Raw genomic sequence first — 16,739 nt, forward strand, 5'->3', positions numbered from 1 at the left:
CGCCGGAGTCGATGAAGCTGAGAAATACGAATTTGCCATACCCCTACACCAGAATGCACCAGAGTCGCCAAAAATGCGCAAACGTGACCGGACGGCGCAGAAGCCCTACGCCTCGCCGGCGGGCCGACACCGACGCTCAGGGAGCGGGCCATCGCTCTACCGCGAGGGCGGGGCGAGGTGCGCACGGCTGAACTCACGGCCATCGGCATCCCCGATGCTATCTATCCAGGATGTGCGACGAGCGACTGCTCGTGAAGGTGGGTTCGGCATCACAAGGCTTCCCTGTGAGGTGAGATGGCGAGGGCCGGCAAACGGATCGATTCCGACCCTCACCGAAATGCTCGCCATCCCGGCCCGAATCAGCCTTCGCTCGGCACAGGCGTCTTGAGGAGTTGTTGCTCCCACAGGAAGGCGATGCCGCTGCCGCCGAAGTGCTGGATGAGAATCTCGGTCAGCTCTTCGACATGCTCGGTGCGCGCCCAGTCGCGCTGCCATTCGCCAGCGAGCGCCATCACGGTCATCATGTTTGCGCCAGCCGCGATCATCCGCTGGATGGCGATCTGGTGGGACTCGGTCGAAACGCCGCCCGACGCATCGGTGATCACGGACACGTCCCAGCCTTCGCCGAGGGCTTGGATGACAGGCATCGCGACGCAGACTTCGGTCCAAAGGCCTGCGATAATCAGTTGTTTGCGGCCGGTCGCCTTGACCACGTCCACCACCTTCTCGTCCTGCCAGGCGTTCACCCAAGTCCGGTCGATCACTTCCTGCCCCGGGAAGACGTCAGTGATCTGCTTGAAGAGGATGCCGCCACGACCCGCGATCACGCTGGTGAGAATGGTCGGAACATTGAAGGCTTTTGCTAGCTTCGCCAGCGCGGTCGCGTTGTTGACCACAGCTTGCGGATCGTGGCTGTTCAGGTTCGCGAGTTGGTAAGGCTGGTGGTCGATCAGAACGAGTACCGAGTCTTCAGGACGAAGAAGCGAATCAAGGCCGTTGCGAGGGGTCATCAAGACTTCCTTTCTCTGCCGCCATGGACGGCAATCTTTCTCTGCCGCTATGGACGGCAATGGGTTCACGGGAGACATGCGCCAGCGGGCGACGTTGCCTGGACGCAATTTGCCGTTCCTTTTGGTGATGCAGTAGTGCCATAATCAGGCAAGCTGTGTCGCGAAATGAGGAACGCTGAATTGGACATCGAAGATTTACAGACATTCGTCGCAGTGGCCGATGCAGGGGGCGTATCGGCCGCCGCGCGCCGGCTCGGCGTCTCCAAGTCAATCGTCAGTCGGCGGCTCTTTCGGGTTGAAGCGGAACTTGGCGTCCAGCTTCTTGCACGAACGACCCGCGGCGCCGCGCTCACCGAAGCGGGAATCGCGTTCAGAGACCATGCGGCCCGGGCCAGCGCAGAGATCGATACGGCTCGGGAAACGATCCTCCCCACCGGTGAGCTGCGCGGCCGCCTGAGGGTTGCCATGCCGCTTACTTTCGGCGCGACCCACTTCGCCCCCGTGCTCGCGGAAATGGCGCGTCTGCACCCGAAGCTTCACATCCATACTTCCTACAGCGATCGCTTCGTCGATCTCATCGCAGAAGGTTTCGATTGCGCGATCCGGGGCGCCTACCTTCAAGACTCCAACCTGATCGCGAAGCGCGTCGGGCCGATCCATGGAAAGCTTGTCGCAAGCCCGGATTATATCGAGGTGCACGGGTCACCCGAGACTCTGGACGAACTCGTCACCCATCAGGCCCTCATGCAGGGAACGGAAGCCTGGCAGTTCATAAATGGCAGCAAGATTGTTACGGTCCAGCCGCAGGGCAGGTTCAAGGCCGATAGCGCCACGGCGCTTGCCGCCGCGGCGGCGGCAGGTCTCGGCATCGCCTGGCTCCCCGATTGCATCACACATGAATATGTGGCCTCCGGCGCGCTGGTCCCGATCATGACACGCTATCCGGTACCTCCAGGGGCCGCGTATGTCGTCCGACCGCCGGGTCAGCATCCCACGCGGAAAGTGCGGGTGCTCACCGAGATGCTAATTGAGTACTTCAAACGGAACACGGATCTTTGGGGTCTTGACAACTAGGACACGAACGGTGCGAAGCCTCCCCACCGGCAGGAGGCACGGGGGTAAATTCTCCAGGCAACGCCGCAGGCGCGACGTCCACGCGGATCATGTTCAACCGAGTAGGCGTTGAGATCTTGCCTGTGCAGATCTGGCGCGAGGCCTCTCCGCTTTGTCCCAGCGACGCCTCGCGCGCGCAGGCTCAAAGCTATGCAATCCGCCGTCCACGAACACCTCGCGCCCGTCTGTAAGCTGCTGTCGTTGAGGCAGCGACGGCAAGTAATAACGGGCGGCAACGTTCGGACGCCGCCGCGGCGAACTGAACGGCGCACTCGGGCGCGAAGCCGCCGGTCATCAGTATTTCCGCGCGGTAGCCGCCGAATAGGCGTGGGCGGGCGAGCCCTGCTATTCTACGCCTGATTTCATCGGTCCTCGATGCTCTGACACTCTGGAGGCAGGACTATCGAGATCGACGCGTAGGGAGAAATTGCACGCTGGCGCGCAATATCGCGCTATGGCGTAGAAGAGGCGGTGGCTCCCCGGGCCGGATTCGAACCAGCGACCAACCGGTTAACAGCCGGTTGCTCTACCACTGAGCTACCGGGGAACAGAGGCTCTTGCGTGAGTGGGGCAGCCTATAGCAAACCCGTTTCGGCTTTGCAAAGAAGCATTTCGCATTTTTTCGGTGCTTTTTGGCGCAGGGCTTGCTGGCAATGGCCGGCGAGCGCCCTCATATGAGCTGTCTCTCGCATGTCACGGAACAGAAAAGGCCGTTGCGGCTTTCTCCGGCTGACGGTGCTACTGATGCAAACGGATCGACATTTCACATGACGGCAATGAGCGACGAACAGCCACCGGCCCGGAAAATCTCGGTCTTCGGCCGCCAGTTCACCATGCCGCGCTCGCGCGGCCTCAGGATTTTGATCGGCGTTGTGCTGATCATCGGCGGCATTCTCGGCTTCCTGCCGATCCTGGGTTTCTGGATGGTGCCGATCGGATTGCTGGTGCTCTCCTACGAATTCGCGTTGGTGCGCCGTCACCGGCGCCGCTTCGTCGTCTGGTGGGAGCGACGGCGCCGGCCGGATTGAGATTGCCCCGCTGACGGCCGCCAGTCTGCCATATGTCGGCGAGCGGCGTCGTCCGCCCATACGTTTACCGAGGTTGGTCGAAGCAGCTCTCCAGACGTTCGCAAAGCTCCTTGAGAACGGCGGTAGCCGATGCCAGCCGCGCCCGGTCGCGCGGCGGCAGGCTGTTTGCGCCTTCTATGCTGAGGCGGTCGATGGCATAGCGCACAAGCTCTGCAGACTGCGACAATCCGCGCGACGTGCCGTCCTTCGTAGCTGCTCGACCCATGGCGAAGCCCTCCTTTCTGCCCAACGTGGCCGCCGGTTTCGGGTTCCCGTCGCCCAGAATCATGCTTAACGATAAGCTAATATGTTATTGCTAACATGGGCATTGCGTTGATAAGGCAGGGCATGGAATGTCGAGGAACCGTTGGGAATGCATGGTGGCCGCTTGACGGCATTTTCGCCGCAACCTATTGGAGCCGGGTGGAACGCCGGGAGCAATGAGGCCTCGTGGCGGAGTGGTTACGCAGAGGACTGCAAATCCTTGCACCCCGGTTCGATTCCGGGCGAGGCCTCCAATGCCCGAGCTCCCGCGCGTCAGCGCCAGGGGGCTTCAGTTCCGGTCGAAACAGCCGCGGCCTTTGCGCGGCAAGCGGATGGTTGGAAATGAGCGCTGATTTTGCCGAACGCCGGGTGAAGATGGTCGACGGCCAGATCCGCACCACCGACGTCACCAGCGCACCGCTGCTCGAAGCGATGCTTGTCGTGCCGCGCGAGGCCTTTGTCGGCGCCGGCCAGCGTGACCTTGCCTATATCGATGAGGACATCCGCATCGCCGATACGGCCGATGGCCCGCGCTATCTGATGGAGCCGTCGCCATTGGCCAAGCTGATGCAGCTGGCCGATGTCGATCCCAGCGATTCGGTGCTCGATGTCGGCTGCGGCACCGGCTATGCGGCGGCGATCCTGTCGCGGCTGGCAAGCTCCGTGGTCGCGCTGGAAAGCGATGAGGCGCTGGCCGAGACCGCCACTTCGACGCTTGCGGCGCTGGGCTGCGGCAATGTCACCGTGGTCCACGGGCCGCTGCCGCAAGGCCATGCCGCCAAGGCGCCTTACGACGTCATCCTGATCGGCGGCAGCGTCGGCGAGGTGCCGGCGGCGCTGTTCGACCAGCTTGCCGAAGGCGGCCGACTCGTCGCCGTGGAGGGGCAGGGCAATTCGGGCGTAGCCCGGCTTTTTTTTAAGACTGGAGGGGTTGTAACGGGAAGACGCGCATTTAATGCGGCAATTAAGCCACTACCGGGATTCGAACGCATTCCCGCCTTCGAATTCTGAGTGATTTTGCCTTGCAGCGAAGGCGCTGTCATGATCGCTTGCGTTTGAACAATCGTTGCTGATCTGCATAACCGGGCGTTTCTGGGGGCTTTCAGCGGGGGAACGATAAAAAACGCGGCGCCGGCTGATCAGAAGGAGAAGCCAGCGTGGCGCAGTTCCCGTGCAAAACGAATGAGGGAATATAACGTGCCGTCTGTACGCAAGTTGCTTTTTACCGCTGTCCTCGTTTCGGCGACAGCGCTGTCTCCAATGGCCGCCTCGGCCGAAACGATCATCGGGGCCCTTTCAAAGGCCTACCAAAACAATTCCTCGCTCAATTCTTCACGCGCCGGCGTTCGTGTCACCGACGAGGGCGTCGCCATCGCCAAGTCGGGCTGGCGCCCGACCATCACCGGTTCCGCGAGCATCGATTATACCGCCAGTCACAGCAACCGGTTGCACCGAAACATCTCGTTGACCACCGGCAACTTCGGCGTCGAGATCGACCAGACGCTGTTTGACGGTTTTCAGACCAGGAACAATGTGGCGGCCGCCGAATCGCGGGTCCGCGCTTCGTTCGAAAGCCTGCGCAACGCCGAAGAAAACACTCTTTTCAACGCGGCAAGCGCCTATATGGACGTTATCCGCGACCGCCAGGTCGCCGTGCTGACCGAACAGAATCTGCAATTCCTGACCGAGCAGGCGCGTGCGGCGCGTTCGCGCTTCGAGGTCGGCGAAGGTACGCGCACCGACGTCGCGCAAGCCGACGCCCAGCGTGCCTCCGCGGTGGCGCAGTTGAGCGCCGCCCGCGCGACGGCGCTGGCAAGCGCTGCGACCTATCGCCAGATCGTCGGCGACGAGCCGGGCAGGCTCAGGCCGGCTTCGCCGGTGTCGAAGCTGTTGCCGTCGAGCCTCGATGCGGCGATCGCGATCGCATCGGCCGAGCATCCGGCCATCCTCGCCACCGCGCATCTGGTCGACGCGGCGGGGTTTTCGGTGAAGTCGGCAGAGGGCGCGTTGCTGCCGCAACTATCGGCGTCGGCAGGTGTTTCGAGCGCCTTTCGCGGCACCGCGCCCGGCTCGCTCTCCTCGACACAGGATGGCGTAACCAATTCGGCGAACATCGGCGCGACATTGACGATACCGATCTATTCCGGCGGCCGGACCTCGGCATTGGTTCGCCAATCAAAGGAATCACTTAGCCAGGCCCGTATCGAGGTCGATGTCAGCCGCGACACCGTGCGCCAAGCGGTGACCTCGGCATGGTCGCAATACACCGCCGCGCAGCAAAGCGTCACGGCCAACCGGCAGGTGGTCGCCGCCGCGCAGCTTGCCCTGAACGGCGTCATCGAAGAGCGCAATGTCGGCCAGCGCACCACGCTCGACGTGCTCAACGCGCAGGCGACCCTCATCACTGCCAAGATCAATCTTGTCAGCGCCGAACGCGACGTGGTGGTGGCGAGCTATGCCATCCTCTCGGCGGTTGGCCATTTGTCGGCAGACCGCCTTGCGCTCAACGTGACGAAGTACAGGCCCGAAGAGCATTACAACGCCGTCAAGGACAAGTGGATCGGCCTGCGTACGCCGGACGGCCGCTGATCGCCAAGCCTTGTTTTCAGCCCGCGCTCGAACGACGCGCGGGCTTTCAACTCCCGACCCTAATCTGTTGAAATCCGAGATGTCGCCAGATTGGGGATTCTCGCAAGCCGTTCCGTCGGTTACGCTGTTGCCATGATTCGAATCCGGCATTGCCGGACCGGAAATCTGAGAACGAGTCACAAGGGCGGCGGATGTGACGATGGCGACGGCAAGCAGCGTACAGCGCGAACCTTCCATGGAAGAAATACTGGCTTCCATCAGAAGGATCATCGAGGACAGCGATACCGGCCGCAAGCAGCCGGGCGACGCGGACGAGCTGCGCCAGGATCTGCAACCGGCGCCGGCAGCCGGACGGGCAGCGGAGGCGGATGCGTTCCGCTCCGAACTGCGCGGCGGACTGGAGATCGCCAAGCCGGCCACGCGCGCCGAGGTGCAGCCAACGACCGCGCCGGTCATTGAGCGCCTGGAAACGCCGCTGCGTCCCGGCCCGGTAAAGGCAGCGGTGACGCTGGCTGAGGTGAACGCCGCTCCCGAACCGCCCGCAAAGCCGGATCGGCCTGCGACAGCCAAGGCTGCCGAGACGACCGACACCATCATCGCCGATTGGCGGCGCGAGATCGCCGCGGTTGGCGACGCGATGGCCAAGCCGGAGCGCGCCGAGCCACTCCGGACGCCGGACGCCGAGCCGAAAGCCGAGGTTATTGAGAACGAGGCGACTGCTGGATCTGTGCCGGAGCCTTCGGAAATTGGGCCGGAGTCTTCGGAAAGCGGCCCGGAACCTTCGAAAATCGGCCCGGAATCTTCGAAAATCGGATTGGCGCGTCCGGCGGCCAGCGAGGCGCCGCCCGCACGTCCGGCAATCCTTTCGGAGCATACGGGCCGGCAGGTTGCCGCCGCCTTCGGCGAGCTTTCCGACGCGTTTGCCAGCCGCAGCAAGAAGACTTTCGACGAGATGGCCGAGGAGATGCTGCGGCCCATGCTGCAGGACTGGCTGGACAACAACCTTCCGACGCTGGTCGAGCGGCTGGTGCGCGAGGAAATCGAGCGCGTCGCGCGCGGCGCGCAGTAGCAATTCGGAGAGCCGCCAATGGGCGGCGCTCGACCGGCGAATTGTCGAAGTCGGCGCTGCCCCTCATCCGCCTGCCGGCACCTTCTCCCTGTATAGTGACGGGGAGAAGGGGTTGACCGCAATTTAGGCGCCTTTTCCGCAACGTTTGTGACTGGCGAAAGCTTCAGTACAGGCGTCTTTCTCCCCGTCACTATACGGGGAGAAATCCCCCGCAGGGCAATGAGGGGCAGCGCAAACCTGAAGCGATTGCCGTGCAACATTCAGTTCCGCGAGTTGCACCGAACCATCCCGGCGCTATCTATCGGCCATGCCCTTGCGGTTGACTTGGCAACAACCTTCCGATTTACACCGGACCACAAATTCCGGACAGCGCGGACCGTTTTCCCATGCTCGAAAAGACCTACGACGCCAAAGCCGTCGAGCCGAAGATTGCCAGGATATGGGAAGAGGCCGACGCGTTTCGGGCCGGCGCCGGGGCCGAGGAGGGGGCTGAAGCCTTCACCATCGTCATCCCGCCGCCGAATGTCACCGGCTCGCTGCATATGGGTCATGCGCTCAACAACACGCTGCAGGACATTCTGGTGCGCTTCGAGCGCATGCGCGGCAAGAACGTTCTTTGGCAACCAGGCATGGACCATGCCGGCATCGCCACGCAGATGGTGGTCGAGCGCCAGCTTATGGAAAAGCAGATCCACCGCCGCGACCTGACGCGAGATGAGTTCATCGACAAGGTGTGGGAGTGGAAGGCCGAGTCCGGCGGCGCCATCCTCAACCAGCTGAAGCGGCTCGGGGCCTCGGCCGACTGGAGCCGGGAGCGCTTCACCATGGACGAGGGCCTGTCCAAGGCCGTGCTCGAAGTGTTCGTGACGCTCTACAAGGAAGGGCTGATCTACAAGGACAAGCGCCTTGTGAACTGGGATCCGAAGCTGTTGACCGCCATCTCGGATCTCGAGGTCGAGCAGCAGGAAGTCAACGGCAACCTCTGGCACTTCCGCTATCCAGTCGAAGGCATGACCTTCGATCCGGAAAATCCGAAGACCTTCATTACCGTTGCGACGACCCGCCCGGAGACGATGCTGGGCGATACGGCTGTCGCCGTCCACCCCGACGACGAACGTTTCCGGCATCTCGTCGGCAAGAACCTCATCCTGCCGATCGTCGGCCGCAGGATCCCGGTGGTGGCGGACGAGTATTCCGATCCCGAAAAAGGCAGCGGTGCGGTCAAGATCACGCCGGCGCATGACTTCAACGACTTCGAGGTCGGCAAGCGCCACCGGCTGCCGGCGGTCAACATCCTTACCGTCAATGCGGCGGTGAGCCTCAAGGACAATGAGGACTTTCTCGCCGGACTGGACGTGACACCGGAGCGCCAGGCCGTCTGGGACAGCCTCGATGGTCTGGACCGTTTCGATGCGCGCAAGAAGATCGTTGAACTGATGCAGGCGGGCGGCTTTCTCGAAAAGGTCGAGCCGCATCGCCACGCCGTGCCGCATGGCGACCGCGGCGGCGTGCCGATCGAGCCGTTTCTGACCGACCAGTGGTATGTCAATGCGGCGGAACTGGCCAAGCCGGCGATCGCCTCGGTGCGCGAGGGCCGTACCAATTTCGTGCCCAAAAACTGGGAAAAGACCTATTTCGACTGGATGGAAAACATCCAGCCCTGGTGCATTTCGCGCCAGCTCTGGTGGGGTCACCAGATCCCTGCCTGGTACGGGCCGGACGGGCATGTCTTTGTCGAAAAGACCGAGGAAGAGGCGCTCGGTGCCGCCGTCGAATATTATCTGGCGCTGGAAGGGCCGTGGAAGGCCTGGGTCGAGGACAAGCTTGAGAATTTCCAGCCTGGCGAGATCCTGACCCGCGACGAGGACGTGCTCGACACATGGTTCTCGTCGGCGCTGTGGCCGTTCTCGACGCTTGGCTGGCCGGACCAGACGCGGGAGCTGAAGACCTATTACCCGACCGACGTGCTGGTGACCGGTTTCGACATCATCTTCTTCTGGGTCGCCCGCATGATGATGATGGGCCTGCATTTCATGGATCAGGAGCCGTTTCATACCGTCTATGTCCATGCGCTGGTTCGCGACAAGAACGGGCAGAAGATGTCGAAGTCGAAAGGCAACGTCATCGATCCGCTCGAGCTCATCGACGAATACGGCGCCGATGCGCTGCGCTTCACCTTGACTGTGATGGCGGCGCAAGGGCGCGACGTTAAGCTCGATCCGGCCCGCATTGCCGGTTATCGCAATTTCGGCACCAAGCTGTGGAACGCGACGCGCTTCGCCGAGATGAACGAAGTGGCGCGCGACGACGATTTCTGGCTGCAGGACGCCAAGCTGGCGGTCAACCGCTGGATCTTGACGGAGCTGACGCGAGCCGCGCGGGACATAACGGACGGTATCACCTCATACCGCTTCAACGAGGCGGCGGGTGCCGCCTACCGCTTCGTCTGGAACCAGTTCTGCGACTGGTACCTGGAACTGCTGAAGCCGGTGTTCATGGGCACCGACGAGGCCGCCAAGGCCGAGAGCAGGGCATGCGTCGCCTTCGTACTCGACGAGATCTACAAGCTGCTGCATCCGATGATGCCGTTTATGACCGAGGAACTGTGGGCCGAAACCGCCGGCGAGGGCAGGCAACGGCAATCGCTGCTTTGTCATGCGGCATGGCCGTCGCCCGACTTCGAGGACGAGGCGGCCGCCGCCGATATCAACTGGCTGGTCGACCTTGTCTCCGGCATCCGCTCGGTGCGTTCGGAGATGAACGTGCCACCGGCGGCTATCGCACCGCTCGTGGTGATCGGCGCCAACGACGCGACACACGAAAGGCTCGAGCGTCAGGGCTCGGCTATCAAGCGTCTGGCGCGGGTCGGCGACATCTCGCTCGCCGAGGCGCCACCGAGGGGATCCGCCCAGATCGTGGTCAACGAGGCGACGATCTGCCTGCCGCTCGGCAGCCTGATCGACCTTGCCGCCGAGGCAGCGCGCCTGCACAAGGAGCTTGCCAAGGTGACCGAGGAAATAGCGCGGCTCTACAAGAAGCTGTCCAACGAGAAATTCGTCGCCAACGCGCCGGAAGAGGTGGTGGAGGCCGAGCGTGAAAAACTCGCCGAATATCGCGAGGCGCAAGAGAAGCTTTCGGTGGCATTGGCGCGGGTGCGCGATGCCGGCTGATCGAACAGATTGGGCCGGCTGATCAAACAAATTGGGCCTGCTGGCCGCAATAGATTCGCCGGTCACGAATCTGCCTTCCAGACAGGCCGCCTGCCACGAAAACAGGCATTCCGCAGCGTAAATCTTGAGGCAAACTGAATGTTTTTGCCCCATTGTTGCCATAATGTAACAATGGCTGACTGGGCAGGCAAAATGCCCTGTTCTTTAGTGATTTAGGGGGTTTTCCCGAGTTTTCTCGCCGATCTGTATCGTGGCGGCCATTTTCCCGCCTCGGTAAGAAGGCCGACACCTTGTCGGAAATGCGTTCAGCCAAGGTGTACATGTACGCACGGCGAATTCGTTGTTGCGCCGTTAACCTGAATTGGTTCTAGCTTGATGCAAGGATATTTCGGGGAGGAGATTCATGTGTTATTCGCGTCTGAAAGTGCTGCTGGGCGCGGGGGCTTTTTCGCTGGCTTTGGCTGGGACGGTGCAAGCCGGGGGCTTTGACCGGGGCGGCGTCAATATCGACCAGCTGTTCGACGCGGCGCCATATTCGTTCGACGCAGGCGTCACCTATGTTTCGCCACAGCGCAAACTCAAGAATGTGCAGCGCCTCGATGGCTCGGGTTTGTCGACATCAGCGGTGGACGTTGGTGGCGATTATGCGGTGCCGCATGTCGGCATCAAGGCCAACATCTTTGAGCCCGTAGACTGTCTTGCCACCTATACGAGACCGTATGGTGCGGACGCGAATTTCGGCATGAACAACGCCTATTCGCCGACAGCGGTCAAATACGCCGTCGACACAGACGATTTCGGTCTCACCTGCTCGTACAAGATGAACGTCGGCAAGGGCGCCATACGATTCATCGGCGGTGTCTCCTACCAGCAGGTCGACGCGTTTCTGTCCCGCCAGACACTGCTCGCCTTCGGCAATACCGGCCTCGGCGTCTTCAAGCTATCCGACGAGGCATGGGGTTGGCGTGCGGGCGCAGCCTATGAGATCCCCGAGATCGCCCTGCGCGCCAGCCTGATGTACTCTTCAAGCTACAAATATGACGGGCTATCGGGAACCGTCGACACTACCGGCTTCAGGGGCGCCTTTCCGGCGGATCTGATTCCTGGCTCTACCGACGTGTACCCAGTCTCGGCGTCGGCTGAGATACCTCAGGCTCTGGAATTCAAGCTGCAGAGCGGTATAGCTCCTGGCTGGCTGGCCTTTGGTTCCATCCGCTGGCAGGAGTGGAGCAAGCTTGGCGTCATTGCCATCAATGGCGTGCGCAGTCCGGTAACCGGTTTGCCCTCGCCCGTTTCGTTCGACCTGCTTTATCGCGACGGCTGGACGGTCACGGGCGGTATCGGGCACAAGTTCACCGATCAATTGTCGGGCGTGGTTTCGCTGACCTGGGATCGCGGCACCTCGACGACCTCCGGCTATCAGTCGGATACCTGGGCCGTTGCCAGCGGCGTCTCCTATTCGCCGAACGACCAGGTCGAGGTCAGGCTCGGCGGCTCGATCGGTGTGCTGACGAGCGGGTCATCGACTTTCAGCGGTGTCGGCGACGTGGCGAATGCCGTTACCTATACCTACGGCAACGACCTGCTTCTCGCCGGTTCGGCTTCCGTCAAGATCAAGTTCTAACTATTAAATTTTAAACGACAAAACGGCCGGGCACTGCCCGGCCGTTGGTTGGATGCGTGGCGTCCGGCATTCGGCCGGCGCAACAATTGTCCCCATGATGTTCGCTTCTGTAATTGTGACGTTTTGGCAACAGTTTCTGAACAACCCTCGCGCCACCCGGCCGCCCGGGAACATTGCCCATTTCCCGCCATAAACCCGGCGCACCTCGAACTTGTCTCGGGACATGCGCCAAAAGGCTAGGCGAAGAGGCAGGCCGCACCGCCCGCGGCAAGGACGAGTATGGACGCCAGAGCGATCTCCAAGGCCAAGCTGCCGAGCCGCCACGTGACCGTTGGTCCCGAGCGGGCGCCGCATCGCTCCTACCTTTATGCGATGGGGCTGTCGGCGGCCGAGATCGCGCAGCCTCTGGTCGGTGTCGCCAGCTGCTGGAACGAGGCCGCGCCCTGCAACATCTCGCTGATGCGCCAGGCGCAAGTGGTCAAGAAGGGCGTGGCGGCCGCCAGCGGCACGCCACGCGAATTCTGCACCATCACCGTCACCGACGGCATCGCCATGGGTCATCAGGGCATGAAGTCGTCGCTGGTGTCGCGCGAGGTCATCGCGGACTCGGTCGAGCTCACCATGCGCGGCCATTGCTACGATGCGCTGGTTGGATTGGCCGGTTGCGACAAGTCGCTGCCCGGCATGATGATGGCCATGGTGCGCCTCAACGTACCGTCGATCTTCATCTATGGCGGCTCGATACTGCCCGGCAGCTACCGTGGCCGGCAGATCACCGTGCAGGACGTGTTCGAGGCGGTCGGCCAGCATTCGGTCGGCACGATCGGCGACGCCGAGCTGCTCGAGATCGAGCAAGCCGCCTGTCCGTCGGCCGGCTCCTGCGGCGCCCAGTTCACCGCCAATACCATGGCCACCGTCGCTGAGGCGATCGGCCTGGCGCTGCCCTATTCCTGCGGCGCGCCGGCACCCTACGAGATGCGCGACCGCTTCAATTTCGCTTCCGGCGAAAAGATCATGGAGCTGATCGCAAGGAACATCCGCCCGCGCGACATCGTTACTATGAAAGCGTTGGAAAATGCCGCGACCGTGGTCTCGGCCACCGGCGGCTCGACCAACGCGGCGCTGCATCTGCCGGCGATCGCGCACGAGGCCGGGATAAAGTTCGACCTTTTCGACGTGGCCAGGATATTCGAGAAGACACCCTACATCGCCGACCTCAAGCCGGGCGGCAAATACGTCGCCAAGGACATGTTCGAGGCCGGCGGCATTCCGCTGTTGATGAAGACGCTGCTCGACCATGGCTATCTTCACGGCGATTGCCTGACGGTGACCGGCCGCACTTTGGCCGAAAATATGGAACATGTTTCCTGGAATGACAGCCAGGATGTGGTCCGTCCCGCCAATAGGCCGATTACCCAGACCGGCGGGGTCGTGGGCTTGAAGGGTAACCTTGCCCCCGAAGGCGCGATCGTGAAGGTCGCTGGTATGGCGGAACTGAAATTCTCGGGTCCGGCACGCTGCTTCGATTCGGAAGAGGAATGTTTCGAAGCGGTTACGCACCGTAACTATAGCGAAGGCGAGGTTCTCGTCATCCGTTACGAGGGTCCGCGCGGCGGCCCGGGCATGCGCGAAATGCTGTCGACGACGGCGGCTCTCTACGGCCAGGGCATGGGCGGCAAGGTGGCGCTCATCACCGACGGGCGTTTTTCGGGCGCAACGCGCGGTTTCTGCATCGGCCATGTCGGGCCGGAAGCGGCTGTCGGCGGCCCGATCGGGCTGCTTAGGGATGGCGACTTGATCTCGATCGATGCGGTGAACGGCACGATCGAGGTTGCATTGTCCAAAGCCGAACTGGCGGCGAGGGCAAAAGCATGGAAGGCGCGCACGACCGACTATCAGTCGGGCGCGATCTGGAAATACGCACAGACGGTCGGATCTGCCCGCGACGGCGCGGTCACCCATCCCGGCGGTGCCAAAGAAACACACTGCTATGCGGACATCTGAGTTGTTGAGGTCGTCTGTCCTTTCGGCACTGGTTGCGCTCGCCACGTTTGGCGCGACCTTGGGCGCCGTCGGCCAGGCCATGGCCTTCGACGATAAGGTGTTCGACGACAAGACCGGCGTGAAGCCGCAGTCGAGCCCTTGGGCGGTGTTCCAGTTCGGCTTTTCCGCCTACAAGAACGGCCATAAGGAGCAGGCCGCGGAAGCCTATAAATATGCCGCCGAGAACGGCCAGATCGGCGCCACCTGGAAGCTTGCGCGCATGTATGCCGAAGGCGATGGCGTGGCGCGAGACGACTACGCGGCATTCAAGTTCTTCAGCGAGATCGTCGACCAGGATGTCGAGCCCGGTTCGCCCGAGGAAAGCTATGTTTCGGACGCGCTGGTGGCGCTTGGCGACTATCTGAGGAAGGGCATTCCCGGCAGCCCCGTCGAGGAGAACGAAGTGGCGGCCCAGGAATATTACATGCGTGCCGCCGCCAACTACCGCAATCCGAACGCCCAGTTCGAGATGGGCCAGATGTTCCTCAAGGGTGAGGGCGGCGTCAAGGCCAGCGTCAAGCAGGCCGGACGCTGGTTCCAGCTGGCGGCCGAAAAGGGCCATGCGGGCGCGCAGGCGACGCTCGGCAACCTGCTTTTCCAAAGCGGCAAGATCGTGCGGGGGCTGGCGATGATGACCGCGGCGCTCGAACGGGCCTCACCCGCCGACCAGCCATGGATCCGCGGCATGCAGGAAGAAGCGTTTGCAGCCGCCGGCGAAGCCGACCGCCGCACCGCGATCTCGCTGGCCGACGACATCCTCACCAAGGGTGGCGGCGACCAGTAGGCCGGCAGAAATTCCGTTTTGAAATCAATTCTCGGTCGGTTCCGCCGGCATGCCGCTGGGCGCCGGTGTTGAGATCGGCGTGCCCTGCAGATGTGGGGCCAGCGTGTTCTCCGGGCAGCCATCCCGCTGCTTTGTCCAGGACGTGTTGTTGAGCACCATCTCGCAACGGGCGAGGTAGCTTTGGCCGGCAGGCGTCAGGCAAGCCACCCGGCCGATCTCGAATGATTTGCCGTTAGCCAGGCACTCTGCATCGGCAAAGGCCGGCGTCGCCACCGCCATCGCAAGCGCGCAGCCGATCGGGCAAAGTGCAAATCGAGTAGTCATGGGAACCCCAGCCACCATGATGATTTCTCATCAAGCACGCGATTTGTGGCGATAAGAGGTCAACTTATCAATGTGCCGCCGGACAGCAGCTCCGGTCAGGCCGGCTGCAGCGCCAGATCGATCGCCACCGGCACGTGGTCGGAGGGTTTTTCCCAGGCGCGCACCTGTTTTTCGATCGAAGCCGAGGAAAACCAGTTGGCGGCTTCGGGCGACAGAAGCAGGTGGTCGATGCGGATGCCGTTGTTCTTCTGCCAGGCGCCGGCCTGATAGTCCCAGAACGTAAAAATGTCCGGTGCGTCGGTGACGGCACGCACGGCTTCGGTGAAGCCGAGATTCTTCAGCCGCCGGAACGCCTGCCGCGTCGCGGGCTGGAACAGCGCATCGCTTAGCCAGTTTTCCGGATACTTCGCGTCGATCGGCTCGGGAATGACATTGTAGTCGCCGGCCAGAACCAGCGGCTCTTCCAGTGCAAGCCGCTCCTCGGCCCAGCGCTCAAGTCGCGCCATCCAGGAAAGCTTGTAGGAGAACTTCTTCTCGTCGTCGATCGGGTTGCCGTTCGGCAGATAGATCGAGGCAACGCGCAAGGCGCCCTTGTCGGTCGAGAACACGCCCTCGATGAAACGCGCCTGCTCGTCGGCATCGTCGCCCGGCAAGCCGCGATTGACCTCGTCGAAACGCAGCTTCGACAGGATGGCGACGCCGTTGAAGCCTTTTTGGCCGTAAGTCTCGACATTGTAGCCGAGCGCCTCGATCTCGGCGCGGGGAAACTGCTCGTCGACCGTCTTGATCTCCTGCAGGCAGGCGATGTCGGGCGCGCTTTCCGTCAGCCAATGGGTCAAATTGCCGATGCGGGCGCGAACGCCGTTGATGTTCCAGGTGACGATTTTCATGACGGCCTCGATAGGCTGGTGGTCCGGAGACTAGCGATCCGGTGGATGACGTTCGACAAGGCCGATCGTATTGCCTGCCGGGTCCTTTAGGAAGGCCATCCATTCGCTTTCCCCCGCCTGGCCGAACAGGCCTTCGGTGTCGCGATGGACGAGCGCCGGCGGCGCGGTGAAGGGAACGCCGGCGGCCTTGGCCGAAGCGTGGAACTCGTCGAGGCCCGAGATGTCGAGATAGACGGTGCCGGCAGGCAGGCCGTCGGTGAAAAGCAGGCGCACGTCACCGGCCATGATGAAGGCGATGCCCGGCGGATCGAAACGCGCATGCAGGTTCATGCCGAGCACCTCGCGCCAGAACGCCAGCGTTGCATCGAGGTCGCGCCCGGCGGAAAGCGCGACCTGACGGACCGCGCCGATGTCGGGCATTTCTAGATCGAGAAGCTGGTGCCGCAGCCGCAGGAGGCGACCGCATTGGGGTTTCTGATCTGGAACGACTGGCCCATCAGATCGTCAACGAAATCGATCACCGAGCCGCCCATATAGACCAGCGACAGGTCGTCGATCAGCACGGTGGCGCCGTCCTTTTCGATGGCGACGTCGTCGTCATTGCGCCTGTCGACCAGGTCGAACTTGTAGGAGAAGCCGGAACAGCCGCCGCCCTCGACCGAAACGCGCACGGCCGTCTTACCGGCTTCGCTCGCTACAATCTTGGCGATCCGCCTGGCGGCGGCGTCGGTCATCTCGACTTTCATGGCGGTCTTGGCATCAGCGCCCATGGGCGTCACCTTGCATTCGGTT

General features: G+C 62.5%; 15 protein-coding genes and 2 tRNA genes. 10 read left to right on the forward strand and 7 right to left on the reverse strand.

Annotated features, from left to right (window positions below; all coding sequences use genetic code 11):
* Nucleotides 1-359 precede the first annotated feature (359 nt).
* Nucleotides 360-1,010 (reverse strand): hydrolase, encoded by a 651-nt coding sequence (locus NKI25_RS11895; protein ID WP_023676403.1) that lies wholly within the window; start codon nt 1,008-1,010, stop codon nt 360-362.
* A gap of 180 nt (nt 1,011-1,190) precedes the next feature.
* On the opposite strand from NKI25_RS11895, the gene NKI25_RS11900 reads away from it, so the two are divergent.
* On the forward strand, nt 1,191-2,084 hold the full coding sequence (locus NKI25_RS11900) for a LysR family transcriptional regulator (RefSeq protein WP_023676402.1): 894 nt from the start codon (nt 1,191-1,193) through the stop codon (nt 2,082-2,084).
* A gap of 511 nt (nt 2,085-2,595) precedes the next feature.
* Here NKI25_RS11900 and NKI25_RS11905 read toward each other — a convergent pair.
* Nucleotides 2,596-2,670 (reverse strand) — tRNA-Asn (locus NKI25_RS11905).
* A 220-nt stretch (nt 2,671-2,890) separates the two neighbouring features.
* On the opposite strand from NKI25_RS11905, the gene NKI25_RS11910 reads away from it, so the two are divergent.
* Nucleotides 2,891-3,151 carry a hypothetical protein gene (locus NKI25_RS11910; RefSeq protein WP_352998503.1) on the forward strand — a complete coding sequence of 87 codons (261 nt, stop codon included), beginning with the start codon at nt 2,891-2,893 and terminating at the stop codon, nt 3,149-3,151.
* Nucleotides 3,152-3,215: 64 nt separating this feature from the next.
* On the opposite strand, the gene NKI25_RS11915 is transcribed toward NKI25_RS11910, so the two are convergent.
* Nucleotides 3,216-3,416 (reverse strand): hypothetical protein, encoded by a 201-nt coding sequence (locus NKI25_RS11915; RefSeq protein WP_352998504.1) that lies wholly within the window; start codon nt 3,414-3,416, stop codon nt 3,216-3,218.
* 218 nt (nt 3,417-3,634) lie between these two features.
* Between NKI25_RS11915 and NKI25_RS11920 the strand changes: the two genes are divergently transcribed.
* From NKI25_RS11920 to NKI25_RS11955, 8 genes are all read left to right on the forward strand, one after another.
* A tRNA-Cys gene (locus tag NKI25_RS11920) sits at nt 3,635-3,708 on the forward strand.
* Between the two features lie 88 nt (nt 3,709-3,796).
* Nucleotides 3,797-4,465 carry a protein-L-isoaspartate O-methyltransferase family protein gene (locus NKI25_RS11925; RefSeq protein ID WP_352998505.1) on the forward strand — a complete coding sequence of 223 codons (669 nt, stop codon included), beginning with the start codon at nt 3,797-3,799 and terminating at the stop codon, nt 4,463-4,465.
* 186 nt (nt 4,466-4,651) lie between these two features.
* Complete coding sequence (locus tag NKI25_RS11930) at nt 4,652-6,043, forward strand: TolC family outer membrane protein (protein ID WP_352587844.1); 1,392 nt, start codon at nt 4,652-4,654, stop codon at nt 6,041-6,043.
* Nucleotides 6,044-6,242: 199 nt separating this feature from the next.
* Nucleotides 6,243-7,112, forward strand: coding sequence for a PopZ family protein (locus NKI25_RS11935; protein ID WP_352998506.1), 870 nt, complete (start codon nt 6,243-6,245; stop codon nt 7,110-7,112).
* A gap of 386 nt (nt 7,113-7,498) precedes the next feature.
* Nucleotides 7,499-10,282: a valine--tRNA ligase gene (locus NKI25_RS11940; RefSeq protein ID WP_352998507.1), complete on the forward strand. Its 2,784-nt coding sequence runs from the start codon at nt 7,499-7,501 to the stop codon at nt 10,280-10,282.
* Nucleotides 10,283-10,685: 403 nt separating this feature from the next.
* Complete coding sequence (locus NKI25_RS11945) at nt 10,686-11,906, forward strand: outer membrane protein transport protein (RefSeq protein ID WP_352998508.1); 1,221 nt, start codon at nt 10,686-10,688, stop codon at nt 11,904-11,906.
* A gap of 279 nt (nt 11,907-12,185) precedes the next feature.
* Nucleotides 12,186-13,910 (forward strand): dihydroxy-acid dehydratase, encoded by a 1,725-nt coding sequence (ilvD, locus tag NKI25_RS11950; RefSeq protein WP_352587856.1) that lies wholly within the window; start codon nt 12,186-12,188, stop codon nt 13,908-13,910.
* Complete coding sequence (locus NKI25_RS11955; protein ID WP_023678939.1) at nt 13,897-14,733, forward strand: tetratricopeptide repeat protein; 837 nt, start codon at nt 13,897-13,899, stop codon at nt 14,731-14,733. Before ilvD ends, NKI25_RS11955 begins: the two co-directional genes overlap by 14 nt.
* 24 nt (nt 14,734-14,757) lie before the next feature.
* Here NKI25_RS11955 and NKI25_RS11960 read toward each other — a convergent pair whose 3' ends face one another.
* The 4 genes from NKI25_RS11960 to erpA form a co-directional block, all read right to left on the reverse strand.
* Entirely contained in the window at nt 14,758-15,075 is a 318-nt protein-coding gene (locus NKI25_RS11960; protein ID WP_352587859.1) for a hypothetical protein, read from the reverse strand.
* Between the two features lie 77 nt (nt 15,076-15,152).
* Nucleotides 15,153-15,947: an exodeoxyribonuclease III gene (xth, locus tag NKI25_RS11965; RefSeq protein ID WP_023678937.1), complete on the reverse strand. Its 795-nt coding sequence runs from the start codon at nt 15,945-15,947 to the stop codon at nt 15,153-15,155.
* A 30-nt stretch (nt 15,948-15,977) separates the two neighbouring features.
* Entirely contained in the window at nt 15,978-16,367 is a 390-nt protein-coding gene (locus NKI25_RS11970; protein WP_352998509.1) for a VOC family protein, read from the reverse strand.
* Nucleotides 16,368-16,369: 2 nt separating this feature from the next.
* Entirely contained in the window at nt 16,370-16,717 is a 348-nt protein-coding gene (gene erpA / locus NKI25_RS11975) for an iron-sulfur cluster insertion protein ErpA (protein ID WP_031212336.1), read from the reverse strand.
* Between the last annotated feature and the right edge of the window lie 22 nt (nt 16,718-16,739).

Origin of the sequence: Mesorhizobium sp. M0808 (genome assembly GCF_040320025.1) — a bacterium.
GTDB lineage: Bacteria > Pseudomonadota > Alphaproteobacteria > Rhizobiales > Rhizobiaceae > Mesorhizobium.